This window comes from [Bacillus] selenitireducens MLS10 (assembly GCF_000093085.1).
In the GTDB taxonomy this organism is placed as follows: Bacteria; Bacillota; Bacilli; order Bacillales; family Salisediminibacteriaceae; genus Salisediminibacterium; species Salisediminibacterium selenitireducens.
On sequence record NC_014219.1, the window covers coordinates 1,658,626 to 1,683,951 of the forward strand.

General features: G+C 48.3%; 26 protein-coding genes and 1 other annotated feature. Of the genes, 22 read left to right on the plus strand and 4 right to left on the minus strand.

Annotated features, from left to right (window positions below; genetic code table 11):
• Nucleotides 1-51: 51 nt before the first annotated feature.
• The 13 genes from BSEL_RS07545 (at nt 52) to BSEL_RS07605 (ending at nt 10,984) form a co-directional block, all read left to right on the plus strand.
• The gene (locus BSEL_RS07545) at nt 52-1,383 is read left to right on the plus strand and encodes a carbohydrate ABC transporter permease (RefSeq protein WP_013172395.1); all 1,332 of its coding nucleotides are present in this window, start codon (nt 52-54) and stop codon (nt 1,381-1,383) included.
• 15 nt (nt 1,384-1,398) lie between these two features.
• Entirely contained in the window at nt 1,399-2,220 is an 822-nt protein-coding gene (locus BSEL_RS07550; RefSeq protein WP_013172396.1) for a carbohydrate ABC transporter permease, read from the plus strand.
• Nucleotides 2,221-2,320: 100 nt separating this feature from the next.
• Entirely contained in the window at nt 2,321-3,808 is a 1,488-nt protein-coding gene (locus tag BSEL_RS07555) for an Rne/Rng family ribonuclease (protein ID WP_013172397.1), read from the plus strand.
• Between the two features lie 65 nt (nt 3,809-3,873).
• Nucleotides 3,874-3,955: a sequence feature (ribosomal protein L21 leader region), on the plus strand.
• 12 nt (nt 3,956-3,967) lie between these two features.
• The gene (rplU, locus tag BSEL_RS07560; RefSeq protein WP_013172398.1) at nt 3,968-4,276 is read left to right on the plus strand and encodes a 50S ribosomal protein L21; all 309 of its coding nucleotides are present in this window, start codon (nt 3,968-3,970) and stop codon (nt 4,274-4,276) included.
• A gap of 13 nt (nt 4,277-4,289) precedes the next feature.
• On the plus strand, nt 4,290-4,625 hold the full coding sequence (locus tag BSEL_RS07565; protein ID WP_013172399.1) for a ribosomal-processing cysteine protease Prp: 336 nt from the start codon (nt 4,290-4,292) through the stop codon (nt 4,623-4,625).
• Nucleotides 4,626-4,640: 15 nt separating this feature from the next.
• Nucleotides 4,641-4,934: a 50S ribosomal protein L27 gene (gene rpmA / locus BSEL_RS07570; RefSeq protein WP_013172400.1), complete on the plus strand. Its 294-nt coding sequence runs from the start codon at nt 4,641-4,643 to the stop codon at nt 4,932-4,934.
• 241 nt (nt 4,935-5,175) lie between these two features.
• Nucleotides 5,176-5,910: an MBL fold metallo-hydrolase gene (locus tag BSEL_RS07575; RefSeq protein WP_232970514.1), complete on the plus strand. Its 735-nt coding sequence runs from the start codon at nt 5,176-5,178 to the stop codon at nt 5,908-5,910.
• 180 nt (nt 5,911-6,090) lie between these two features.
• Nucleotides 6,091-7,065 (plus strand): phosphate ABC transporter substrate-binding protein, encoded by a 975-nt coding sequence (locus tag BSEL_RS07580; RefSeq protein WP_013172402.1) that lies wholly within the window; start codon nt 6,091-6,093, stop codon nt 7,063-7,065.
• Nucleotides 7,066-7,175: 110 nt separating this feature from the next.
• A complete protein-coding gene (gene pstC, locus BSEL_RS07585) occupies nt 7,176-8,177 on the plus strand; it encodes a phosphate ABC transporter permease subunit PstC (RefSeq protein ID WP_013172403.1) in 1,002 nt (333 codons plus the stop codon).
• Complete coding sequence (gene pstA / locus BSEL_RS07590) at nt 8,167-9,024, plus strand: phosphate ABC transporter permease PstA (protein WP_013172404.1); 858 nt, start codon at nt 8,167-8,169, stop codon at nt 9,022-9,024. Before pstC ends, pstA begins: the two co-directional genes overlap by 11 nt.
• 21 nt (nt 9,025-9,045) lie before the next feature.
• Nucleotides 9,046-9,861, plus strand: coding sequence for a phosphate ABC transporter ATP-binding protein PstB (pstB, locus tag BSEL_RS07595; RefSeq protein ID WP_013172405.1), 816 nt, complete (start codon nt 9,046-9,048; stop codon nt 9,859-9,861).
• Nucleotides 9,862-9,874: 13 nt separating this feature from the next.
• Nucleotides 9,875-10,525: a phosphate signaling complex protein PhoU gene (phoU, locus tag BSEL_RS07600; RefSeq protein WP_013172406.1), complete on the plus strand. Its 651-nt coding sequence runs from the start codon at nt 9,875-9,877 to the stop codon at nt 10,523-10,525.
• 93 nt (nt 10,526-10,618) lie between these two features.
• Nucleotides 10,619-10,984, plus strand: coding sequence for a YisL family protein (locus BSEL_RS07605; RefSeq protein WP_013172407.1), 366 nt, complete (start codon nt 10,619-10,621; stop codon nt 10,982-10,984).
• A gap of 137 nt (nt 10,985-11,121) precedes the next feature.
• Here BSEL_RS07605 and BSEL_RS17055 read toward each other — a convergent pair whose 3' ends face one another.
• Nucleotides 11,122-11,736: a response regulator transcription factor gene (locus BSEL_RS17055; RefSeq protein WP_013172408.1), complete on the minus strand. Its 615-nt coding sequence runs from the start codon at nt 11,734-11,736 to the stop codon at nt 11,122-11,124.
• Nucleotides 11,737-12,081: 345 nt separating this feature from the next.
• On the opposite strand from BSEL_RS17055, the gene BSEL_RS07615 reads away from it, so the two are divergent.
• The 8 genes from BSEL_RS07615 to srrF all read left to right on the plus strand — a co-directional run bounded on the left by BSEL_RS07615 (nt 12,082) and on the right by srrF (nt 21,387).
• Nucleotides 12,082-12,600: a rhodanese-like domain-containing protein gene (locus BSEL_RS07615; protein WP_013172409.1), complete on the plus strand. Its 519-nt coding sequence runs from the start codon at nt 12,082-12,084 to the stop codon at nt 12,598-12,600.
• 145 nt (nt 12,601-12,745) lie between these two features.
• Entirely contained in the window at nt 12,746-14,224 is a 1,479-nt protein-coding gene (locus BSEL_RS07620) for a methyl-accepting chemotaxis protein (RefSeq protein ID WP_013172410.1), read from the plus strand.
• Nucleotides 14,225-14,443: 219 nt separating this feature from the next.
• Nucleotides 14,444-15,502, plus strand: coding sequence for a respiratory selenite reductase-associated lipoprotein SrrE (gene srrE / locus BSEL_RS07625; protein WP_013172411.1), 1,059 nt, complete (start codon nt 14,444-14,446; stop codon nt 15,500-15,502).
• An 18-nt stretch (nt 15,503-15,520) separates the two neighbouring features.
• Nucleotides 15,521-17,737, plus strand: coding sequence for a respiratory selenite reductase catalytic subunit SrrA (gene srrA / locus BSEL_RS07630; RefSeq protein WP_013172412.1), 2,217 nt, complete (start codon nt 15,521-15,523; stop codon nt 17,735-17,737).
• Nucleotides 17,737-18,276: a respiratory selenite reductase subunit SrrB gene (gene srrB, locus BSEL_RS07635; RefSeq protein WP_013172413.1), complete on the plus strand. Its 540-nt coding sequence runs from the start codon at nt 17,737-17,739 to the stop codon at nt 18,274-18,276. The genes srrA and srrB overlap by 1 nt, the downstream gene beginning before the upstream one ends.
• 16 nt (nt 18,277-18,292) lie before the next feature.
• Nucleotides 18,293-19,468 carry a respiratory selenite reductase subunit SrrC gene (gene srrC / locus BSEL_RS07640; protein WP_013172414.1) on the plus strand — a complete coding sequence of 392 codons (1,176 nt, stop codon included), beginning with the start codon at nt 18,293-18,295 and terminating at the stop codon, nt 19,466-19,468.
• A 25-nt stretch (nt 19,469-19,493) separates the two neighbouring features.
• Nucleotides 19,494-20,114, plus strand: a complete 621-nt coding sequence (srrD, locus tag BSEL_RS17060) for a respiratory selenite reductase assembly chaperone SrrD (protein ID WP_013172415.1) — start codon at nt 19,494-19,496, stop codon at nt 20,112-20,114.
• A gap of 16 nt (nt 20,115-20,130) precedes the next feature.
• On the plus strand, nt 20,131-21,387 hold the full coding sequence (srrF, locus tag BSEL_RS07650; protein WP_013172416.1) for a respiratory selenite reductase-associated lipoprotein SrrF: 1,257 nt from the start codon (nt 20,131-20,133) through the stop codon (nt 21,385-21,387).
• A gap of 63 nt (nt 21,388-21,450) precedes the next feature.
• On the opposite strand, the gene ald is transcribed toward srrF, so the two are convergent.
• The 3 genes from ald to BSEL_RS07665 form a co-directional block, all read right to left on the minus strand.
• Entirely contained in the window at nt 21,451-22,566 is a 1,116-nt protein-coding gene (gene ald, locus BSEL_RS07655; protein ID WP_013172417.1) for an alanine dehydrogenase, read from the minus strand.
• Between the two features lie 116 nt (nt 22,567-22,682).
• A complete protein-coding gene (locus BSEL_RS07660) occupies nt 22,683-22,898 on the minus strand; it encodes a KTSC domain-containing protein (protein WP_013172418.1) in 216 nt (71 codons plus the stop codon).
• A gap of 68 nt (nt 22,899-22,966) precedes the next feature.
• Nucleotides 22,967-23,194 carry a thioredoxin family protein gene (locus tag BSEL_RS07665; RefSeq protein ID WP_177304819.1) on the minus strand — a complete coding sequence of 76 codons (228 nt, stop codon included), beginning with the start codon at nt 23,192-23,194 and terminating at the stop codon, nt 22,967-22,969.
• A 287-nt stretch (nt 23,195-23,481) separates the two neighbouring features.
• Here BSEL_RS07665 and BSEL_RS07670 point away from each other — a divergent pair, with 287 nt between their 5' ends.
• Nucleotides 23,482-25,221 (plus strand): putative bifunctional diguanylate cyclase/phosphodiesterase, encoded by a 1,740-nt coding sequence (locus BSEL_RS07670; RefSeq protein WP_013172420.1) that lies wholly within the window; start codon nt 23,482-23,484, stop codon nt 25,219-25,221.
• The last annotated feature ends 105 nt before the right edge of the window (nt 25,222-25,326 follow it).

The window sequence follows — 25,326 nt, forward strand, 5'->3', positions numbered from 1 at the left end:
TATATCAGGAAAAAAGCATGACTTGCTTATCAGGTTGAAGGAGGATCAAACATGGGCAAAGAAAAGAAACGGAAATTCCAGCTGAATGAAAAACAACTGGGTTATTTAATGGTATTGCCTGCACTTATTTTGATTGCGGCGGTCACGCTCTGGCCGGTTGCCCAGTCGTTTTATAACAGTATGTTTGACTATCGTCTGAATGATCCGACGAGAAATCAGACGAACATTAATTATCAGGTGGATCTTGAATCGTACGTCAATAACTATTTCTATCTTGAACGGGATCTCGGTGATGCTTCAGAGCAGATAACCGATGAACAGCTGTCTGCGGCTGTCAATGACGCACTCGTTGAGATCGATTCGTATCATGAGGACCTTGTCAGTCAGTTTCCTGATGAGTACGAACAGGTCGATGAACTGATTATGTCGTTTGAACCGGTTCGGGACAATGATCTCCGCTATCAGACCCTTGAGAATGAGTTTGCGAGGGAGTACCGGGCCCTGATCAATGATCTGCAGGACGATTTTGAGAATTATCTTGACAGTTATGAGGAGGGGGAGTCCACGGAAAATCTCCTCGAAGACGCACAGGCGTCACTTCGGGCGATGGACCGTTCCCTGATTGAACCGAACTTCATCGGGCTTGCGAATTACGGCAAGTATTTAACCGATGCACGAATGTGGCAGTCTCTTTGGAATACAACATTCTTCACCGTTGTCTCGGTTTTCTTTGAACTGACGATTGGTCTCGCCGTGGCACTCGTGATTAACCGTGCCTTTATCGGACGGGGGGCTGTACGTGCCGCCGTTCTGATCCCGTGGGCGATTCCGACGGCCGTCAGTGCGATGATGTGGAGCTATCTCTATGACGGACAATTCGGGATTATTGCGCATTATTTTGCCCAACTCGGGCTCATATCCGATTCATCCGTTCTTCTCAGTACAGGATCGGGGGCCATGTTCTCCATTATCCTGGCCGATGTCTGGAAGACGATGCCTTACATGGCGCTCTTATTACTCGCAGGCCTTCAGACGATATCCGATTCGCTCTACGAGGCTGCAGAAGTGGATGGGGCAGGTAAAGTCCAGCGGTTTATCTACATTACCCTGCCGATGCTGAAATCAGCCATACTGGTAGCACTCCTGTTCAGAACCCTCGATGCGTTCCGGGTATTCGACCTGATCTATGTCTTAACAGGCGGTGGTCCTGCCAACAGCACGGAATCCATCTCTGTTTACGCCTATCAGGTACTCTTTGCCCAGCAGAACTTCGGTGAAGGTTCCGTTCTGTCCGTGATCGTCTTCATCTCCATTGCCATCATCAGTATTACGTTTATTAAGCTGATTGGCTCTGAGCTGTTTGAAGGCCGAGTGAAAAAATAAAGGAGGTCTACCAACATGCGAAAAAAAGCAGGTATCGGTTTTTATATCTTTCTGAGCTTGTTCGTGTTCATTATCATGTTTCCCTTTCTATGGGTATTTCTGACCTCGATCAAGCCAACAAATGAACTGTTTGGCGGATTCAACTGGTTTACATCGAATCCGACGTTAAGCTCTTATGAAAGTGCCATCACAACACGGCCGCTATTCACGTATATCTGGAACAGCTTTGTCGTTTCGACGCTGACGACAGTCCTTGCCATCAGCGTAGCTTCGTTATCGGCCTATGCACTGACGCGGCTGCCGATCCGATTTAAAGGAACGATTCTCGGGATCGTCCTCGCGGCAGCCATGTTCCCGCAGATCGCCATCATTTCCCCGATCTTCAACCTGATCCAGGGACTTGGTCTGCGTAACAGCTACATCGGGCTTGTGATCCCTTATATCACGATCAGTCTGCCGCTTGCGATCTGGATTTTGTCAACATTCTTCCAAAAGATTCCGTTTGAACTTGAAGAATCTGCCAAGCTTGACGGTGCAACACCGTTTCAGACGTTCAGGAAAATTATTTTCCCGCTCGCAGCACCAGGGGTCTTTACGACCGCCATTCTGGTTTTCATTGCAGCCTGGAACGAATTTCTCTTCGCATTAACGATCAACTCTGACGACAGCTGGCGCACGATTCCTGTCGGGCTCAGTATGTATCAGTCCCAGTACACCGTACCATGGGGCGATATTACAGCCGCGACGGTCATGGTGACGATCCCGATCGTCATCGTCGTTCTCATCTTCCAGCGTCGCATTGTCGCCGGTTTGACGAGCGGATCTGTCAAAGAATAGAAACGTACAGACAGGCAGCCCTCATCCGTTTTGCGGAGAGGGCTGTTTTCGGTATAATAAGATACAGCATGAAGGGCAGAAGAACAGAGGGGACGTTAAGATGAAGCGTACAATTGCAGTCCATACAGGGCTGACAGAAGCAAGAGGGGCCGTCATCGAAGACGGCAGGGTGACGGAGTGGCTCATGTCGCCAGGGCCGACAAGGCTCGAAACCGGCATGATCATCACCGGCCAAATCACGGATATTCATGACGGGATGGACGCCGCTTTTATCGATATCGGCTCGGATAAGCGTGGTTTTTTACATAAATCGGAGCTGAACAGACCGGACAAAGGTGAAGACGTGCCGATCTCAAGGCAGGTGACAAAAGGGGCGTATCTTCTCCTCGAAGTACTGCGGCCCGGCACGGATACGAAGGGACCGAAGCTCACGGAGAAAATCAGTTTCTCCGGAAAATACGCTGTCTATATGCCGTTCAGCCGCTATGTGGCCGTTTCAAAAAAAATGAGTTCGGAATCGGTTCGCGAATCATGGCGGGCGTTTGGGAAAGAGCGTCTTCAGGAGGATGAGGGGCTCATCATCCGAACGAATGCCGAAGAAGAGGACCCCGAAGTCATTGACAGAGAAATCGATCTCTTGCGGGCAAAGGCCGATGAGGTGAAGCGCGCCTTTTTGGATCAGCCGATAAAAGCCGGGGCCGTGCATGTGGATCCTTCGGCGCTCGCGGCGAGAATTTCAAGAGATTTTCTTGCGGATGAGGACACGGAGGTAATCTGTGACGGAAGACAGCTGTATGAAGAGCTGGTAAGAGAACGTGAAGTCATGCCTCTTGGAGCTTCAGTCAGCTATACGAGAGAGAATGTCGCACGTCTGTACGAATTTGAACGGATGATGATGCAGACAGTCCGGCCCTATGTCTGGCTGCCTAACGGGGGCTCACTTCTTATTGAAGAAACAGAAGCGATGACCGTGATCGACGTCAACAGCGGACGGTTTACCGGGAAAGAAAATCTGAGAAAAACGGCTTATCAGACCAACCTGCAGGCAGCGAAAGTCATTGCGAGAGAATTGAGACTCCGGGAGGTCAGCGGGATCATTCTGATAGATTTTATTGACATGGACACCGATGACGACCGTAAAGACGTATTAAAAACGTTGAGGCAGGGCTGTAAACAGGATCGGACCAGGGTGAATGTGATTGGGTTTACATCCCTTGGTCTCGTGGAGATGACGCGCAAAAAATCACGCATGCCCATAGGTGAGATTATGAAGGAGCCCTGCGGGTGCTGCGGAGGGACAGGAAGAGTCGATACTGCAAACGAACAGCTGTACAGAGTCTCTGAAGCCCTTCAGGAGGCAGTGCAGGGAAAGACGGAGTCGCTGTGGCTCGATCTAAACGTCCGGCTATATGAAGCACTCACAAGTAATCAGGAGGACTGGGCTTCCGCCATCAAAGCGCGAATCGGGGTTCGTGTCTATGTGACACAGTCCGCATCCGATACCCCCTTTCAGATCAGAATGACAGCGGAATCCGGTGAAATCGAAGCCCGACTCGACCGTGAAGAAAAGGCGTGGCTGAAACTGTAAAAGGCGATTGACACGGTCATTCGCGGTGTGGTATGATTTCCTTTGTTAGTTGTTTGGATGCACCCAAAGAACTGCAACCGCACAGATCAGGTTTGGTTTCCATGTAAGCACATTCGTGCACCTGTAATGGCGAGTCTGAGTATTGAAGGAGGTGCGCATATGTACGCAATCATTGAAACAGGTGGTAAGCAGGTTAAAGTGACGGAAGGCCAGGAAGTTTACGTTGAGAAAGTCGACGCAGCAGAAGGCGATACGTTCACATTTGACAAGGTTATCTTTGTCGGTGGTGAAACAGCCAAAGTTGGTTCCCCACTCGTCGAAGGAGCGACTGTTACAGCCAAAGTTGAAAAGCAGGGACGCGCGAAGAAGCTGACTGTTTTCAAGTATAAGGCGAAGAAGAACTACCGTCGTAAGCAGGGTCACCGTCAGCCTTACACAAAAGTCACGATCGAAAAAATCAACGCGTAAGGATGACTGTCCGATGATCAAAGTTCATTTCGAACGGCAATCAGACGGCACGATCCGCGCTTTTACAATGAACGGACACGCGGACTCAGGGCCTTATGGCTATGATCTCGTATGCGCCGGTGCATCAGCGGTTTCCTTCGGGGCTGTGAATGCCATTGCAGAAGTCGCAGGCGTTGAGTTAGATGCAGAAGTAAGAGATAATGGCGGCTTTCTTCACTGTACGGTTCCGGAGGGGATCCGGGACGAAGCAGGTAAGAAGGTCCAGGTACTGCTTGAGGGATTACGGATTTCATTGTTGACAATGGAAGAGCAGTACGGCCGGTTTATACACGTAACCGATGTAAACTGACAGGAGGTGAAGACCATGTTCTTGAAGTTGGATCTTCAGTATTTCGCCCAGAAAAAAGGGGTAGGTAGTACGAAAAACGGTCGTGATTCGATCTCCAAACGTCTTGGTACCAAGACAGGTGACGGACAGACTGTTACAGGCGGCTCCATCCTCGTACGTCAGCGTGGAACGAAAATTTATCCAGGCGTAAACGTAGGCCGCGGAGGAGACGATACACTGTTTGCGAAAGCGGACGGTATCGTGAAATTCGAGCGGGTTGGACGCAACCGTAAGCAGGTAAGTGTATATCCTGTTGCACAGGAAGCATAAACCGAAAAGCAGGAGACTCTCTCATGAGGGTCTCTTTTTTTGTACTATAGGAATGTTTAACCCCGTTAAAGGATTATAGTATAAGTGCAACTAAGGCTTTCGCCATCGTGGCTTGGCGACAAGCCAAGTTTTCTTTACAATAAATGGCGCGGATACACATTAAAGACCTGATTTTGGAATTCGCTATCCGTTTTATGGTATTCTGTAGGTATGATGAATGAAGGAGGCCTTGAATGTGAAGATGACCGTGATTGGACACTGGGGTGCTTACCCGGCGAAGGGTGAGGCGACGAGCTGTTACCTGATTGAAGAAGGAGACACGAAGCTGATTCTCGACTGCGGGAGCGGGGCAGTGTCGAATTTGCAAAACCATCTGGCGTTGAAACATCTCGACGGGGTGATCGTCAGCCACACGCACGCGGATCATGTGGCGGATCTTGGTGTGCTGGCATACAGCCGCCTGATTGATATGCAGTTAAACCATACCCATCACAGGCTGAATGTCTATGCACATGAAGATGAGGAGACCTTGCACAGCGAACTGAACAAAGATCCTTACTCAGAATGCTATCCGTTCGTTGAGACAGATGAACTCGAATTTCCTGACGTGACAGTCCAATTTTGTAAAGGCAAACACAAAGTGGACAGCTACGGCATGAAAATTATTTCCCGGGAAACAGGGAAGAAGATGGTCTACACGGCAGATACCTCGTATACCGATCAGATGGCGGCATTCGCCAAAGAGGCGGATCTGCTTCTCGCCGAGTGCAGCTTTTATCAGGGACAGAACGGAGAACAGTTCGGTCATATGACGAGTCTTGATGCAGGGCGTCTTGCCAGTCGGGGTGAGGTGGGAGAGCTGATTCTGACCCATCTGCCTCATTTTGGTGATCATGCGCAGCTCATCGAAGAGACAAGAAAGGTTTACGTTGGTCGTGTCAGTCTTGCCAGCGCAGGAATGTCAAAAACCATATAATCATCAGTCATGGAAGCTCCGCGCCGTTATGAAACGGTGCTCGGGGCTTCTTTTTTTACAAACTTTACAAAGCCTTCACGGGATCTTTACGAATCGTTTATACGGTCTTAACAGTTCCGGACTATACTGAAGTCTGTAAGTGATTAAACAACCACACAGAAAACGGGAGGCTTTTACGAGATGAAAAAATTTGCAATGACACTGGTATTTGGAGCGCTCATGACAACAGCAGCATGTGGAAACGGAGATGACGCTTCAGGAGATGCCGCAGATGCTTCTGCGAATGGCGGCAATGAACAGACAAACAATGCCGGTGGTGAAGAAGGACCGGAAGGATATCTCGAAATCAGAGGTTCTGACACAATGGTGAACCTTGGACAGGCTTTTGCCGAAAATTATATGGATTACAATCTGAACGGCGATGTATCGGTAACCGGCGGTGGATCCGGAACAGGTATCGCGGCGATGATTAACAATGAGGTGGATATTGCCCAGTCATCCCGTGCGATGACAGAAGATGAAATGGCAGAAGCGGAAGCAAACGGCGCGGAACCGTATGAGTTTATCGTCGGTCAGGACGGACTGGCCGTTGCTGTAAACACCGATAATCCGGTAGATGAGCTGACACTTGCAGAGATTAAAGGCATTTTCACAGGAACGATTACAGATTGGTCTGAAGTTGGTTGGGATGAAGGCGGAGAGATTTCGGTTTATTCCAGACAGTCCAATTCAGGTACGTATGTTTACTTTAATGAAAACGTCATGGACGGCGAAGATTTCGCGCCGGGTACAAAATTCATGCCGGGTTCATCGGCAATCCGTGAAGCGGTTGAGCAGGAAGTAAACGCCATTGGGTATATCGGAATCGGCTATATCGAAGGCATCGATGCTTTGAATGTGGCGATTGATGAGGGCAGTGAATATGTGACACCGTTTGAAGAGGTCAATGTTGATGAAGGCACATACCCGATCGCCCGTCCGCTTTTTTTCTATGTGAACGGAGCTCCGGAAGGGATCATGCTCGACTACCTCGATTGGATCCTGAAATCTGAACGTGCAGAAGAAATCCGTTACGAAACCGGCTTCTATCAGATTGGTGGAGAGAATCAGGCACAAAACGAAGAAGCATATCAAACGCTTGGACTTGATTGGTAAACACATGGTGTTCGGAAAAGAAGGTCACGTGCCTTCTTTTCCCTTTTCATGAATAAAACCGGCTGAATTTGATGATGACAGACAGGGAACTGTTAGGAGGATGTACACACATGGCTTTACCCATTGAAAAAAAGGAAGAGACGGCCTTCCGTGATCTGGAGACGGTAACCCGATCAAAACTGACACAAAAATCATTTAAATCAAACATACTCGACTATGTGATAGAAAAAATCTTTCTGATTTTCGGACTGATTGCTGTCTTTGTATTGTTTCTTATTTTGTTTTTCCTCATCCGGGAAGGATCCGGCGCTCTTCGTGAAGTCGGCATCATGGAATATTTGACGACGACACGCTGGTATCCCTCTTCACCTCAGGGAGCAGGGTATGGGGCACTGCCGTTCATTATGAGTTCGATCATGGTGACGGTGGGAGCACTGATCATTGCGATTCCGTGGGGGATCTTTACCGCAATTTATATTGCAGAGATCGCGCCGAGACGGGTAAGGGAGATTCTCAAGCCTGCAGTGGAAATACTGGCGATTTTCCCGTCCGTTATACTTGGATTTATTGCGCTCGTGATCCTTTCGCCAATCGTTGCAAATATCTTTGGGCTGTCGAATGGTCTGACGGCACTGACGGCTTCACTGATTCTCTCCGTTATGGCACTGCCGACGATCATCAGTATAGCTGAAGATTCCATCAAGAGTGTTCCGAAAGATTATCGGGAGGCTGCCTATGCTCTCGGAGCGTCACGCTGGGAAACGATCAAGACGGTATCCGTGCCGGCTGCGAAGTCCGGCATTATGGCAGGTGTTATGCTCGGCTTTGGCCGTGCGGTCGGTGAGACGATGACGGTATTGATGGCGGCGGGAAATGCCATCGACATGCCGCTCAGAGAATTTTTCGGCATTGTCGTCCCTGACTTTTTGACATCTGTACGAACGCTGACAGCAAATATTGCGATTGAAGGCTCGGATGTTGCCTGGGGCAGCCTGCACTACAGCTCGCTCTTTGTCCTTGCCCTCATTCTGTTCGTCATTACGTTTATCGTTAATATGATTGCCGATTATCTGATTAATAAGCAAAGGAGGAAGCTCGGAGATGAAACATAAACAACGCACTGAACGTATCTGGTTCACGGTAGCGGGCTTTTTTGCGGCTATGACCGTTGTTGCCCTGGGTCTTCTTCTCTTTTCCATTATCAGAGAAGGCGCGTCGGTGATCAGCTGGTCTTTTATTACAGAACCGCCCCGCCGGAATATGACAGAGGGCGGGATCTGGCCCGCATTGGTCGGGACCTTCTATGTTGCATCCCTGACCGTATTAATCTCGGTCCCAGTCGGGATTGGGGCAGCCATTTATCTGAATGAGTATGCCAGGCAGGGCAAATTTGTCCGCCTGATCCGGCTCAGTATCCGAAATCTTGCAGGTGTTCCATCAATCGTATACGGGTTGTTCGGGCTCGCGATTTTCGCAAGTTTTCTCCGTATCGGTGTCGGACTGATTACAGCAGCGATCACGCTCGCGATCATGGTATTGCCTTGGGTGATCACCGCATCTGAAGAGGCGTTGAAATCCGTTCCTGCATCGTTCAGGGAAGGTGGACTCGCACTCGGTGCGACAAAGTGGCAGACGATTCGTCAGCTCGTATTGCCATCTGCAGTGCCGGGGATGATGACAGGGTCGATTCTCGGTCTCGCGAGAGCAGCCGGTGAGACGGCGCCGATTATTTTGACAGGAGCCGCCTACTATTCGAGAAATTTGCCGACCGAATTAACGGACAGCTTTATGGCACTGCCTTATCATCTGTATATTCTGGCCACACAGCACGCGCAGGCATCTGCCGTCCGGCCAATAGCCTATGGTACGGCTTTGGTATTGATTATGTTGGTTATTTTGCTGAATCTGTCAGCGATTCTGATCCGCAACCGGTTCAGAAACAGAAACGAAGCGCTTTAAAAAAATCAGGGGGGATGTAACATGGCAATTACACAGTCAGCAGTAAAGGAAAAACAAAAGGATAAGCAAGCCGAACCGAAGTCGGAAGCTATCTTTGAAGCGAACGGTCTTAATTTATGGTACGGCAATGATCAAGCCTTAAAGGATATTGATCTGGCAATTCCGAAAAACGGTGTTACGGCGATTATCGGTCCGTCGGGATGCGGGAAATCAACGTTTTTGAAGACACTCAACCGAATGGTGGAACTGATTCCGATCGTGAAAACGAGCGGCGAAGTGGCTTATCATGATGTGAATATTTTTGACCCGTCTGTGAACCTCGTGGAGCTCCGTTCTGCGATTGGCATGGTATTCCAGAAACCGAATCCGTTCCCGAAGTCCATTTTTGACAACGTCGCATTCGGTCCGCGTGTTCACGGCATTAAAAACAAGTCAGAGCTGAAGGCCATTGTTGAAAAAAGTCTCAAGGGATCAGGTCTTTGGGAAGAGGTGAAGGATCGGCTGAATGAATCAGCCCTCGGCCTTTCAGGCGGTCAGCAGCAGCGTCTTTGCATCGCCCGCTGCCTTGCCGTGGAACCGGAAGTTATTTTGATGGATGAGCCGACGTCCGCACTCGATCCAAAGTCAACGCTTAAGGTAGAAGAACTGATTCAGGAACTGAAGAAGGACTATTCCATTATTATCGTGACGCATAATATGCAGCAGGCAGCCCGTATTTCGGACAAAACCGCCTTTTTCCTGAATGGGGAAGTCGTGGAGTTTGACGATACGGAGCGCATTTTCTCGAATCCGTCAGATAAGCGTACTGAAGACTATATTACCGGACGGTTCGGATAAGGAGGGGAATGCATTGCCTACACGCACAAATTTCGAAACAGAGTTAACGGTGCTGAAAGAAGCCATTACGGATCTGGGCCATTCGGTTCTCCGCGGCTTTCAGGATGCCGTCGATGCAGTGGAAAGTAATAACCGCGGAAGGCTGAGTGATCTGATCGAAGAGGATGAGAACATCAACCGGATCGAAATGGCGATTAACGAGAAAGCGACGATGATGATTGCCCGCCAGCAACCGGTGGCATCAGACTTAAGGAAGATCATCTCTGCTCTGAAGGTGGCCAGTGACCTCGAGCGGATAGGGGATTTAACGGTGGATCTGGCTAAGGCTGCTCTCCGGATCGACGATCTGACGACAGTGACGGCAGAAATCGTCCGTTTGAAGGCGATTGCCGACAAGGTCATTCATATGATTCACCGGGTTTTCCTGGCATATGCGGATGCGGATATCATGGGGGCGCAGCGCATTGCCGCTCTTGATGATGAGGTGGATAAAGCGTACAGCGCATTTGTCAAAGACGTCTTTTCAGGCATTCGTAACGGCGGGGAAGACATGATGCAACTGGCTTTTATGGCGCGTTACATGGAGCGGATTGCGGATTACGGGACGAACGTGGCGGAATGGATCATCTATGAGGTAAACGGTCAGCGTTTTGACTTGAACTGACTTCGCGGATAAACAAGGGTTTTTGGTTGTCCTCTGCCTGCGTTATCGCTATACTCGAGTACGTAGGCAGTATATTGAAGGAGGACGTCACGGATGATTCAACATTACAGTATCTTTTTACATTCCCATGCACTCTTTTGGCTCATTGCCATTGTGCTCTTTATTCTGACGACGGTCATGATCCGGAACGGAAAACAAAAACCGGCCAAGATCATGCAGATGAGCCTGCGGCTTGTGTATCTGCTGGTCTTCGGTACCGGGCTGACGATGATTTTTCTCGTACCGACGACAATGGCCATCGTCAAGGGAATCCTCGCATTTGTTTTGATTTATGTCATGGAAATGATCTCACTTCGCATGTCCAAGGGGACGCTGACGAAACAAATGGCAACCCGTCTTTGGGCGGCCTTTGTAGTTCTCCTCGTTGTCGTACTTTACTTCGGCTATTTCCTGACGTAATCACAAAAAACGCTTTTCTCCAGCTAGTGGAGAAAAGCGTTTTTTTGCACAACAGGAATGTTTAACTCCAATAAAGGATTATCGGATAAGTGCAACTGTGGCTTGGCGACAAGCGAAGTTTTCTTTTTGATCATCTGTCAGATCAGTTTAAACTGCTTTGCGAGTTCAAACCACTCATGGCGTGAGGATTTTCCAAGCTTCTTACTGATGTTTTGTCTGTGCGTTTCCACCGTGTGAACAGACATCTGATACAGGCTCGAGATCTCTTTATAGGCATAGCCTTTCACCAGCATGGTAAAGACATCTTTCTCCCGATCCGTCAGTGGGAAAGAGGAGGTACCTGCGGACCTCGATGAGCAGGATTTGTTCGGGAAATACTCGTCTCCGGACATGATGCTGTCGAGCCCTTCAATGATCGTCTCTTTTGTCATCTGTTTACAGAGATAGCCCTGGATTGAGCGGTCTTTTACCTGTTGCTCAAAGAGGCGGTCTTCACAATAAGAGAAAACGACTTTATGACTGATCTGCGTGTCCCTGTTTGCTTCAAGTCCATCGAGAAAAGCAAGACCGTCAAGCGGGGTCGGCATACAGATTTCCGTAATAAGCAAATCGATCGGCTCGCTGTGTGATCGACTCTGAAAAGCTTCCGGTGAGTGAAAGGTATCGCAACGGTCGATGAGGTAGGACTCATTCAGAACCTTTATCAACCCTTCTCTTGTCACTTCCTGAGGATCAATGATGGCGATTTTCAAAACAGGTCCCTCCCTGTCGAACAGAATATGAAATCCGTGTGAAATATCCTATAGGGTATTTAGACTAGCTTTATCATAGCATGATCACCCCACTTCTAACATGAGAAAAACGGCGAAATTGTTTCGAAATAGTGACATTAGATGGATAAAACTAATGGAATTACGCTGCCTTCTATGTCTGTTCTGTGAAGGTTGTAAACAAAATGTGAAGTGTGAAATGGAGAATGGTGGATTTTCACTTACGGATTTGACCGATTCGCAACATCTGTTCGTGTTCGCTATTTTGATTCTCTCTGAGACTTTATAATCGGGTTGTAAAGAAAAAAAGTGATGGGGGAATGAAACATGGTAAAAGTAAAGCAACTGTTAAGTGTCGTATTGGCTGGTGGACTGGTTCTTGGTATGACGGCTTGTGGTGACAATGAAAATGAAGCAGCTCCGGCAGGTGGAGAGGCACAGGCAGAAGAGAACAATACAGAGAATGCTGAACCTGAAGTAGAAGAAGTGGATGAGGATGAGATCGTCATGAATGCATCCCGTGCTTACCTGAATACACTTCCTGAAGGCAGTTACATGATGTCCGCAGAAGACGTTCATGACGCTTTGGATGAGGTTGTCGTACTTGACATCAGAAGAGCGGATGATTTTTCTGAAGGCGCGATTGCCGGTGCTATGAATATCCCGATGGGAGAGCTTGGTACATCATTTGATGATATTCCTGCAGATGATAAGGTCGTCGTTGTCTGCTACTCGGGTCAGACTGCTTCACAGAGTGCCGCAGTACTCAGAATGGCCGGTTTTGATACGTATATCGCAACAGGCGGCATGAACGGCTGGAATGCTGCAGAACTGCCTGTCGAATAAGAAGTGACAGATCAAAGGGCATCGTCTTCGGACGGTGCTCTTTTTTTGTCAATTGCTGATGAAGAAGGCCCGAATATAATAGTCAAACGAAATGTTTCGTGATACGATAGAACTAGAATGAATGATGATTCAGTGGAGGGGTTCTATGGATTCGAAGCATTTGGAGCTTGACCGGCGTAATAAGATGATGGTAAAGCTTCTCTGGTTCAGTTTCGTACTCGGGGTGGCAAGTAATTTTATCACGGGTGTTGCCGTGGAGGGGATCCTGGCATTCAGCGGCGTAGGAATCGTCGCCGTGCTGATATTGACCGTCATGGTTTACCGGTTTCCACAGACTGTGGCCTATGTTCAATACGCTGTGGCGGTGAACTTCTCCGTGGTGATCGTCGCCATGGTCATGACCTCGCCCAGGCTCTCAAACTATATGATGGTGTATGTGGCGATTGCGTTTATTACGCTTTACCACAACAGCCGATCGATTGGTTTTATTACAGTGATCGGGTTCTTTCTGTCCAATGCGTTCTTCTTGATCTATCAGGAAGAGATGTTTTTCGGTGCTGAGACGAGTATGCTGTTTTCATTAAACATCATGTACATTGTCATCACCGCGACCCTGTTTGCCCAAGCGCGGATCGGAGAGCGGATGGAACAGGACAAGCTTACTTATGTGGAAGAGGTGGAAGCGTCGAGACGGACAATTGATGCGCTTCTTGAAGACGTTCGGGCTTCTATCACACAGCTTTCAGAGTTTACGGCAGGGGTCAATCAGGTGGTGAACCGCGCCGGGGTCATTTCCAAAGAAATGATGCAGTCCTATTCAGACATGAATCAGGGTGTAGCCTCAAGCGCTTCGAGTGTTGAAGGGATTCAGGGACAGGTTCAGGGCGCGACTGAGCAGCTGAACGCGATGACAGGACAATTCGGTGACGTAAAAGACCGCTCCGAGGAAACGCTGTCTGTCACGAAAGCGGGCCGGTCTCAGATGGATGACGCCAATCAGGAACTGAAGCAGGTTTACGAAGGGATTGGCAAACAAACGGATAAAATCGAACATCTGTATCAGAACAGCAGCCAAATCGAACGAATTCTCGGGACAATCCGTGATATTTCCGAGCAGACAAATCTTCTCGCATTAAATGCGTCAATCGAAGCCGCGCGGGCGGGAGAACACGGAAAAGGCTTCGTAGTCGTTGCCGACGAAGTCCGAAAGCTGGCGGAATCTTCCCATGAATCAACCGGACAAATCGGCCGGATTCTTGAGGAGCTGACAGCCATGATTCAGGAGATTCGACTCGAATCAGAAAAGAACTATACGTCTGTTTCGGAGAGCTACAGAACCAGTGAACAAGCGATGAAACATTTTCATGATATTGAAGCTTTTGCCGAAACATCCGTAACACATATGATCGATCTGAATGAAAAGGTAGCCGAGGTCGAGGAGGTCTTTGAACGGATTCAGTCGCGAACAGAAGAAGTCACCTCTTTTACGGAAGAAGCGGCAGCTTCTGTGGAGGCGATTCAGCAGCTTGTCGATGAACAGGGGGGCCATATGAACGAGCTTTCAAGAGATGTGAAAGATCTTGAAGAGATGACAAACCGCCTGAAAGAGATGTCCGTCTCATAGCAGCATTGACAGGCGATACAGCGATATTTGACGACAGACATGGTGGATTTTCACCATGTCTGTTTATTTGTGTCCAAGTGATGACAATTAAAGTTTATGAACAGCAGTTCACAGAATCATCTATATGTTTTCATGATGATTTCATAATTCTTTTCTATGCTGTGAGTGTAGAACAAAACAAAGAGGTCATTTCTTAAACGAAAAGGGGAGGTTGAAATCATGAAACACAAATGGACGGGGTTGTTAATGGGAGCGGCGCTTCTGACTGCGACAGCCTGTAGCAGCGATGAAGCATCCGTTTTGGCAGATGAGGAAAACGACAATGAAGAACAGGCAGCCGTTGAAACGAATGTGTTCAATGATCTGATGGCAAATTCGGCCGCATATATGGAAGATCCGAATTTTAATGTCATCACAGGTGAAGCATTACACAACAAAACAGTTTTTGAGAATCCGGAGGATTACTTTATCCTCGACGTCAGAGATACGACAACATTTGTCTCAGGGCATATTCCAGGAGCGGTAAATGTGCCGTACAGAGTTTCAGGACTGGAACAGATGTATCTTGAGTTACCGGAAGACAAAACGATCTATGTCGTCTGCTTCTCCGGTCATACGGCGAGCCACACCGTGGGGATGCTGAATGCACTTGGCTACGATGCGGAAGCATTGCAGTTCGGAATGGGCGGTTATGCTTCAGGAACCGATCTTGGATCGAATATCCCCGGGGGACCTGCAGAATTGCCGGTTGTCACAACGGGATTTGAACTGACGGAAACACATGATTTACCGGAAATCATGAGTGATGAATCCGATATCCGGACGATTGCCCATGAACAGTCTCAGAACTTTCTCGATCAGGAACCGCCGGGGGTTATGGGCGCACCGGACCTGAATGAAATGATTAACGAAGGTAACCTTGATGGACACCAGCTGATTGATATCCGCCTCGGTGAACATTATGAACAGGGACATATCGAAGGGGCGGCGAACCTGCCTTACAATGAACTGTTTAATGAAGAGAATCTGTCACTGCTTGATCCGGAAAAAATGACCGTCGTCATCGGCTACAACGGATACGACGCCTCACAGGTGACGCGCCTGTTGGGCCAGCTTGAATACAGCGCGGTGCCGCTGGCATACGGTATGAGCATCTGGAGTGGTGATGAGAGCGTGGTTGGTGAGCATATGTTTGATTTCTCAAACGTATACAGTCTGCCTGTAAGAGAATTGAAATTCGACATGGATGCCGGCGACATTGAAGCTGGTTGCAGATAAAGAAGGGAGCGAGTCAGAATGCCTAAATTAAAGCGTAGAAGTTTTCTTAAAGCCTCTGCTCTGACCGCAGCGGCGGCAGCAGTACCGTTCAAAATGACAATGGGGGACTTCAGGGAAGCATCTGCAGAAGCAGAAGAAAAAGTGATTCCTTCCACCTGTAACGGGTGTGCAAGTATGTGCGGGATTTATGCACACGTCAAAAACGACCGGCTCTGGTATGTGGAAGGGCACCCGGTGCACCTTAAAGCAGGAGGACGACTCTGTGCGAGAGGTCACGGGATGGCAGCGGATATTTACGGAAAAGGCCGTGTACAGGGACCGATGAAGAAAGTCGCCGAGGGCGAATTTGAACCGATCTCCTGGGAACAGGCTTTCAAAGAAATCGGAGAGAAAATGGGGAACCTTCGCGATCAGTACGGCGGAAACAGCTTCCTCTGGCTTGAGCACGGTGTCCGCGGTAAGCGTTATGCGGATCCGCTCCTGGACCGTATGGGTTCATCCAACTATATCACGCACTATTCAACCTGTTTCACATCCAAGACAAACGCTTGGCAGCACATGGTCGGCAGCATGCCTGCAGGAGACCACGAGAATGCCAAATATATGATCTTCGAAGGACGTAACTTTGCCGGAGCGATCATTCCAAACGGGATGAAGAAAATCTTGAAAGCAAAAGATAACGGCGCGAAAATCGTCGTAATCGACCCGCGTTACTCAGAGATCGCAAAAGTAGCGGATGAGTGGATTCCAATCCGTCCGGGTACAGACTTAGCCCTTCGTCTCGGCATGGCGCACACGCTCATTTCTGAAAATCTTTACGACTCCGCGTTTGTGAAGAAATACGTTACAGATTTCGATGAATTCTGGAGCCTGAATAAGGACAAAGATGCCGATTGGGCAGCGGAGATTACCGGTATCGATGCAGACACGATCCGCCGGGTGGCAAGAGAGTTTGCAGAACACGCGCCTGAAGCGTTCATGGAGCCGGGCTGGCACGGCCTTCACTGTCACTATTTTAACAGCACACAGACAGCCCAGATGGGGATTATCCTCAATGCGCTCGTCGGGAACTTCTTTAAAAGAGGTGGCTTGATGCCATCGGCAAACGTGGAGTTTGGCGAATACATGCACACCGATGTTGAAGCTGTCGAAAAAGGACCTCGTGCTGATGGTGCCGGTGTAGAAGGCGAGCATATGACGGTTGAACCAGGTCGGGGGATCGCTCAGAATGTACCCGACATGATCGATAAGGGCCGGATCAAATCCGTATTTATCTATCACTTTAACCCGCTCAGAACCGCTCCGGATCCGGAGTATCAAAAGAAGATTGCCAATGCGGAACTGGTTGTTTCGATTCCGGTCGACTGGAATGAAACGTCCGTATACGCCGCAGACTATATTCTTCCGGAGAACTACTATCTTGAGAGAACGGAAGTGCCTCAGGCCGTTTCCGGTCACATCTCACACGACTGGCCGCAGATCTCCATTCGCCAGCAGGTGACAGACCCGCTGCACGACACGCTGCCGCTTCTTGATATCATGCGCGGCATCACTAAGGAAATGGGTTACGACAACCTGTATGATTTCACAGTGGATGATGAGATCGCAGCGATGCTCGAACCGACGGGTGTAACACCTGAAGAACTGAAGGAAAAAGGAACCGTCGAACTGAGAACGAACAAAGTGGAACCAAAGTTCCCGGTCAATCTCTCTGGTGAACCGAATCTCGGTACATTCAGTGGCAAGATCCAGTTCTCCGCTGAAATCTTCAAAATTGACGGCAAACGCGGCGTACCGACCTGGATCCCGACGATGGTTCAGCCGGACCTGAATAATCCGGAGGAATTCCGCCTGATTCACGGCAAACAGCCGTATCATTCCCACTCGGTAACGAGTACGAACGCATCACTTCTCAGAATCACGGAAAAATACAACGGTGAGGCTATGTGGATCAACACTAAGCGTGCGAAGGATCTCGGCATTGAAGATGGAGATACGGTATCGGTGAAGTCATCGATCGCAAACAAGACGGTCCCTGTTCACGTGACACAGCTGATTCACCCTGAATGTGTGTGGATTCCATCCGCATATGGCGCTTTCTCCAATAAAATCAAAGAAGGCTATCAGCTGGGTATTAACTTCAACGATTTCATTCCGATGATGATTGAGCCGTATTCCGGTTCCACGATGTCACAGGAAGTCGTTGTCAACGTTCAAAAAGGTGGTGAAGCGTAATGGCCAATTACGGACTGTTAATTGATACGAGAAAATGTACAGGTTGTCATGCTTGCAGCATCGCCTGTTCAACGTACAACGAGTTGGAGCCGGAAGTTTCATATAACCGGTTGGAGTTTATTGAGAGTGGTACCTACCCAAATGTGAAAATGGACATCGTTCCGGTACAGTGTATGCACTGTGACGATGCACCGTGTGTGAAGGTCTGTTCTACCCAGGCCACGTTCAAGGTGGAAGAGAACGGGATCGTGGCTTTCAACCCGGACAAATGTACCGGTTGTAAAGCATGTATGGCAGCATGCCCGTATGACGCCCGTGCCCTGAATGAAGCGCGCCTTTCAGAAAAGTGCCGCTGGTGTCCGGAAATGCTGACACAGGGAAAACAGCCGTCATGTGCAAGCACTTGTATGAACGAAGTCCGACTGTTTGGTGATCTTGACGATCCGGACAGCGAAATCAATAAAAAGATGGCGCAGTTCAACACTGTTCAATTAGTCCCTGAAGCAGGAACGAAACCACGAATCTGGTATATCAAATAAAGAGAGGTGACAACTAATGCTGAATCGTAATCTTTGGTACGGTATCACGGGTATCATGATCATCTTTGGTATCATCGGTATCGGAAACATTTTCATTCACGGTGAACACGTCATGGGAACGAGCAACTACGTACCCTGGGGATCCCTGATCGGTGCATATGTCTTTTTCGTCGCCATCAGTACAGGTTTGACATTCCTGTCTTCCATGGTTCACGTCTTTAAGATGAAACAGTTTGAATTTTTGACGAAGCGGTTGACGCTTGCTTCGATCGCAACTTTGTTAATGGGTTTTGTGATGATCGGTGTGGAGCTTGGGAATCCGCTTGCGATGGTCTACATTCTTGTAACACCAAATGTGATGGCACCAATATTCTGGATGGGCGCATTTTACGGCCTGTATCTGGTGCTTCATATCATTGAATTTTTCTTCCAAATTAAGGACAACCATAAAATTGTCAACACGATCAGCCCATTTGTTCTGGTTGTCGGTATCGCAGCTCAGAGTACGCTTGGTGCGGTATTCGGACTCAGTGTCGCACGTGGGATCTGGAACTCGGCATATCTTTCGATCTTCTTCTTAATCATGGCGTTTGTGTCCGGACTGGCAGTGGCGATGATTATGGCTTTCTTCCTCTCCAAAGGGAATGTCATGAAACAAGAAGATCGCGAAAAGCTCCCAGGTCTGTATCCGTTCATGTCCAAGCTGACGATGGGTTTACTGGCAGTAGGCATCATCTTTGTCACCTGGAACTGGATTTACGGGCTTCACTCCGGCAATCCGAACCGGATGGCTTCAATGGAACTGATGCTCAACGGGCCGCTGGCAGTTCCTTACTGGGTTCTTGAAGTCGGTTTCGTATTCCTCATTCCGCTTCTGATCCTCGGACTGGTTAAAGCAAAGAAAGCAGCGACAATGCTGACAACAGGTGTGGTCCTGTTAATCGGACTCTTCGCAATGAGGATTATTCTCACATTTGCAGGGCAGATGGTACCACTTGAGGTGGTGACCGGATCGCTGACGATGAATGAACTTCGTGATGTGAGTATCCTCTGGTCCGAATGGGCAACCATGATCTTTGGTGTTGGTGGGTCCATCTTAATCTACATGCTTGGTGAACGTTTCCTGAATCTTGATGTTACTGAGCACGGTTCACATGGCACACACGATAAAAAAGCGACTCAAGCATCCTGACGACTAACAACTAGAAGGTGATCATATGAACAAGACGGATCGAAAAGAAACGTATACCGAATTAATCAGACTCTTGGGAGAACTTTATAAGTTCCCTGATGATGAAGTGGAACAGGCCATCGCAGAAGGGGTGCTCGATCAGGAGATTGATGACTACCTGAGTCTGTTTCCGGAAATCAGGATCGAGAATAAACAATCCTTTTCATCATTACGCGATAAAGAATTGACTGCAAAAAAACAGTATATGACCGCGTATTCCGGCATTACAACCCCTTTTCATCCGCCAGTGGAGTCCCTTTATAAGCCGTGGAGCGTGGATCCGAAAGATCAGACGGGTCTTTATAACAAGACCGGCTATTATATGGGAGATGCTGCACTGCATATGAAACACCTCCTTCAGCATTACGAGATCGAAGTTCCGAAGGATTACGAGATGATGCCGGATCACCTGGCGATTTCCCTCGAGTTTTATGCCATGCTTCTAGAGCGGGACACTGAGGCGGCCGAGGCATTTCATCAGGATCACTTCGACTGGCTGAAGGCCTTTCATAAGAAACATCAGGAAATAGACGATGTCCCTTTTTATGACTATCTGCTCCGGGTTCTGATCGCTGTGACAGCGGTCAGCCCCCGAGAGCTCACTTGAGGAAGGAGTGAACAGAATGAAGAAATGGGCAATAGGTTTACTGTCACTTGCCGGCATGATCACGTTAAGTGCATGTGGAACGTCTCAGGCGAGTGAAACCGAACCGACTTCATTTCTCCCGATGGAACCGGATGTATCCCCATATATCGTGGAGGAAGAAGCAGAAGAGGAAGGTCAGGACCATGTTCCGTACCATGAGAACTGGAACTATATCGATACTGTTCAACTGACGAGACTGATGGATGGGCTTCCTGAGATCAGTCAGGACCGTGAATCGTACGATCAGGTTCCGCCTGAATGGGGCGATGTTGCACTGATTGACAGCCGGCCGCCAGGCGTTTACGCAGCAGGGCATATCAACGGTGCCATCAATATTCCTGACAGTGAATTCGATGATTACAAGCATTTGCTTCCTGAAGACAAAGACACGCAGCTGATTTTTTATTGCGGGGGTCTCCACTGTGCATTGAGCGGGAACTCTTCAGAGAAGGCGATGGACATGGGCTATGAGAACAGCTATGTCTATCAGGAGGGCACACCTGCCTGGAAGAGTGCAGGAAACTATTTTACCGTGACACCTGAATATGTGGAAGAACAGATTCTTGAATCAAATGTCGCCCGGGATGATACAGATCCGGTGATGATTATCGATACCAGGACATACGCCGGTTATTTTGCGGAGCATATTCCGACAGCTGTATTCTGGGATGATACGCAGTACGGCACGAAGTATCAGGGATTTGCCCCGGAGAACAAAGATGCAGAAATCATCATTTACTGTGGCGGCTTCTTCTGTCACAAGAGCCCGGCACTTGCTGACGATCTTCTGGGTGACGGATATACGAATGTCAAAGTGCTCTCAGGCGGAATGCCGGCCTGGAAGCAGGCAGGACTCCCGACTTTCGGTATGGAAACAGCCGACGCTGATTTTGATGTATCCGCAGGCAAAGTGGACCGTTCGGTTTCTGCTGAAGACTTTGAAGATTTGATTGCATCTGGTGCAACGGTTGTCGATGTCCGTGGTGACGGAGAAGTTGCCAACGGCATGATTGATGGCGCATTGCATGTTCCGGATGGAGATATCCATGCCAACGATCCAAGCGTTGAAGAAACCCTTCCGGATGATAAGAGCACGACACTTCTGATTCACTGTGCGAGTGGTGCGAGAGCTTCCGGAGTTGTCGAGAAAATAGCCGATCTCGGTTATGAGGAAGTGTATTACTGGAATGGCGGTATATCCATTTCTGACGATGGCAGTTATACGTTAAACTAACACAAATGAACCCCCTGAAAGCTTATAGACGAGCTTTCAGGGGGGTTCTTCGTTTCGATGCATTCAGTTCAGCACTTCATCCACCGTTTTGCAGGTGTAACCAAGATCATTTGCAACGGCTTCATAGGTTACATACCCACCGGCAGTGTTCACGCCGAGCTTTAGTCCTTCCACATGCTTTAGCGCCTCAGTGAGGCCCATATTGGCGATTTTGAGCGCATATGGGACGGTCACATTCGTGAGTCCGAGAGTGGATGTACGGGGAACGGCGCCCGGCATATTGGCAACGGCATAGTGAACGACACCGTGCTTCATGTAAATGGGATCATCGTGTGTGGTGATGGCATCAACGGTTTCAATAATGCCCCCCTGATCGATGGCGACATCGACAACGACGGAACCGGGGTGCATGGACTGAATCATCTCTTCCGTCACAAGCGTCGGGGCCTTTGCCCCCGGAATCAGAACCGCACCGATGACGAGATCCGACTCTTTAACGGCCTGGGCGATATTCAGAGGGTTACTCATCATCGTATTGATTTCGGTACCGAACAGGTCATCGAGCTGTCGGAGACGGTCCGGATTCAAATCGATAATGGTTACATCAGCACCAAGTCCCATTGCGATCTTCGCTGCATTGGTCCCGACGACCCCTCCCCCGATCACCGTGACTTTGCCACGTTTCACACCCGGTATGCCTGATAAGAGAACGCCGGATCCTCCGCGGGGCTTCTCAAGAAACTGTGCACCGATTTGTGAGGCCATTCGCCCGGCAACCTCACTCATCGGTGTCAATAGCGGCAGTGTTCCTCTGACTTCAACCGTCTCATAGGCAATGGCTGTCATCTTCGAATCAACGAGCGCTTTTGCGAGAGCCGGTTCGGCAGCGAGGTGCAAATATGTAAAGAGAATCAGGTCTTCACGAAAATACGTAAATTCAGGTTCAAGAGGTTCTTTCACTTTCATGACCATGTCTGACTGTCTCCAGACCTCTTCCGGCCGGTCCGCCATCTCGGCTCCGGCTTCGATGTAGGCTTCATCCGGAAAACCGCTGCCGATGCCTGCGTGACGTTCTACAATAACATGGTGTCCTGCCTGTTTAAAGGTCATGACACCGGCTGGGGTAAGTGCAACTCTGTTTTCGTTGTTTTTAATTTCAACGGGCACTCCAATAATCATGTTGATCAGCCTCCTGAATGTGCGAATATGTGATACAGCTTCAGTTTACCGCTTTCAATGGGGATATACAATCATGCATAAAAAAAAACTTGCCCGAAGGCAAGTTTTCGTAATACTCAGATTTTAATCATTTCCGGCGGGTATTTTCTCGAGATGGTGTTTTCGTAGAAAGAACGCATATTGTTGCTTGAGAGAAGTCTGATATAGTCAAATTTATTCACTTCATAATGAAGGGCATATTTTCCAGTGGAAAAACGGACGTGGAGCTGTTTATTCGTCTCATCAAACTGCAGTGTGTCAAAGTAACCGTCCCGGATGGTTGTCTGTTCCATAATCAACATCCTCCTTTATTTCATGTGGTTACTTTCTTTATACCCCGAATCCCAATATGGAAAACCGCTTACATAAAGTGATGAACGATCTCATCCCGGCTGAGGAGTTTCCCCGATGTGATGAGTTCATTGTCAATGATGAGCGCGGGGGAATAGAACACATGGCAGGAACATTCAGGCTGTTTGTACGTAATTACGAGATCTGCATGAACACCGAGCTCTTCAATAACCTCTTTGACCCGCTGCTCAAACACTTTCCCTTTAATGTTTTCATTTACATAAATTTGAATGTTCAAGCTCATCACCCCATTTCTCTTGTTACGTCTATTATAATACAGAACAGAGGGCGGTCCGGCTTTCAAATGTGTAGATTAGTTGGCGGATTTGTTATTAATTTGTGAAGGATTCCTCATTTGTATAAGTTTTGCAGCGGTTTTCATATAATATCCTTCAGAATGGCCTTTTTCCGCTATTAGGGGTGTACAAGCTGTGATTTCACAGATAGTATAGCTATATAAGCAGAAAGGCTCGGAAAAAAGTGCCGGTCAGTTTGGTGCAACTGGAAAGAGAGCTGGTAAGCAGGATGATACAAGTCGCGAAGCATGTCATGAAAAAGATGGATATTGACCAATTAACTGCACGAAATAAAGAAAAAGACTTATATACTATTATGGCGAACATGATCGAAACCGCAGGAAAAGAAAGCGGATTTGTCATTACAGATCTCAACTATGATGTTCTTTATATCAGTGAATGGGCAAAATCGTTATTTTGCAAGGAAGAAGAACGGTCGCTGTTCAGATGTATCGATATCGTACATATGTCTGAAAAAGATGAAGCGATCTACAATCGAATCATTAATAATTGCACAAGCGGAACTTTTGAAGCGGTTCTTCTCACACGTCAGTCACAGCCTTTGAACATAAAAGTCGTCTGTGAGGAGATGCGGACAGATGAAGGACTTCCTGTTTGCATGATGATTTCTCTGCATGATCTTTACGCGCAAGCTGTTTCGGTTACGCAGACTCCGCTTTTACAGCCGGTGGATCAGATGACGGGATTGAAAAACCGACATCAGTTCGAATTTGATCTGACCCGTTCCATGAGAAACGATCAGGAATCGCCTCTTGCGCTTTTGTTTTTCGATCTCGACCGCTTCAAATTTTATAATGCTACACTCGGCCAGTTTACCGGTGATCGTCTCTTGAAGGATATTGCTGTGAAACTGAAGAGTCTCGAAAACAACAGGATCTCGGTTTACCGTTACGGTGGCGATCAATTCGCTGTGGTGATCAGTGATTATGGGGGTATGGCCGATATCAATTCAATGGTCGACACTGTAAAAGGGATGTTTCAACAACCGTTTATGATCGAACATCATGAACTTCAGATGACTGCGAGCCTGGGTGTTTCCCTTTTTCCTGAAACGGGCGGAACCCTTGAAGAACTTGTAAACCAGGCAGAGATGGCGATGCATGCGTCCAAGGAAAAAGGATCGGCCAAATACAACATTTACAATAAGGAGATACATCTGTATTACAATAATCAGCTGACTTTGGAGAAACGGCTCCATAAAGCGGTGGAGAACAGGGGGTTTCAACTCCACTATCAGCCCCAGTATGATCTTGCCCATGATCGTGTCATCGGGTTTGAAGCACTGATCCGCTGGCAGGATGATCACCTTGGGTTTGTTCCGCCGGATCGCTTTATTCCTACTGCGGAGGAAACCGGGCTGATTATCCCGATTGGCCATATCGTGTTGGAGGAAGCATGTCGTATGGGCAAATCCTGGCTCGATCATGGTTTGGACCTGCGCGTCGGTGTAAATATTTCGCCGGTACAGTTTCAACACCCGGACTTTATCCATTCCGTGAGACAAACGCTTGCACAAACAGGGCTTCCTGCAAAGCAGCTTGATATTGAAATCACCGAGAATGTGCTGCTTTATAACAGGGATGAATGTTTGAACACCCTGGATCAGCTGAAGCGACTCGGTGTGCATATTTCGATCGATGACTTCGGGACAGGGTTTTCGAGTCTGAGTTATTTACGGACATTTCCTGTGGATGTGTTGAAGATAGATCAGTCGTTCGTCAGGGATGTGAGTAATAATCATAATGATCAGGCCATCGTCACTTCCATCATTCAGCTCGCGCATAATATGGGCATGAAAGTCATCGCTGAGGGTGTGGAGACAGATGATTCTCTTCATTTTCTGATCGATCGGGAATGCGATCAGATGCAGGGCTACATTTACAGTAAGCCAATCCCTCCTGAACAAATTTCATCGTTTCTTGCCGGAAACAAAACCATCGAGATGTAAGCGGAAATGCCCCTGAATACCAAAACGTATCAGGGGTTTCTATTATTTTCAGGAGAAAATGCGAATTTTTTGTGATAACCCTGTGAGACCGTTTTGAAATCGGTT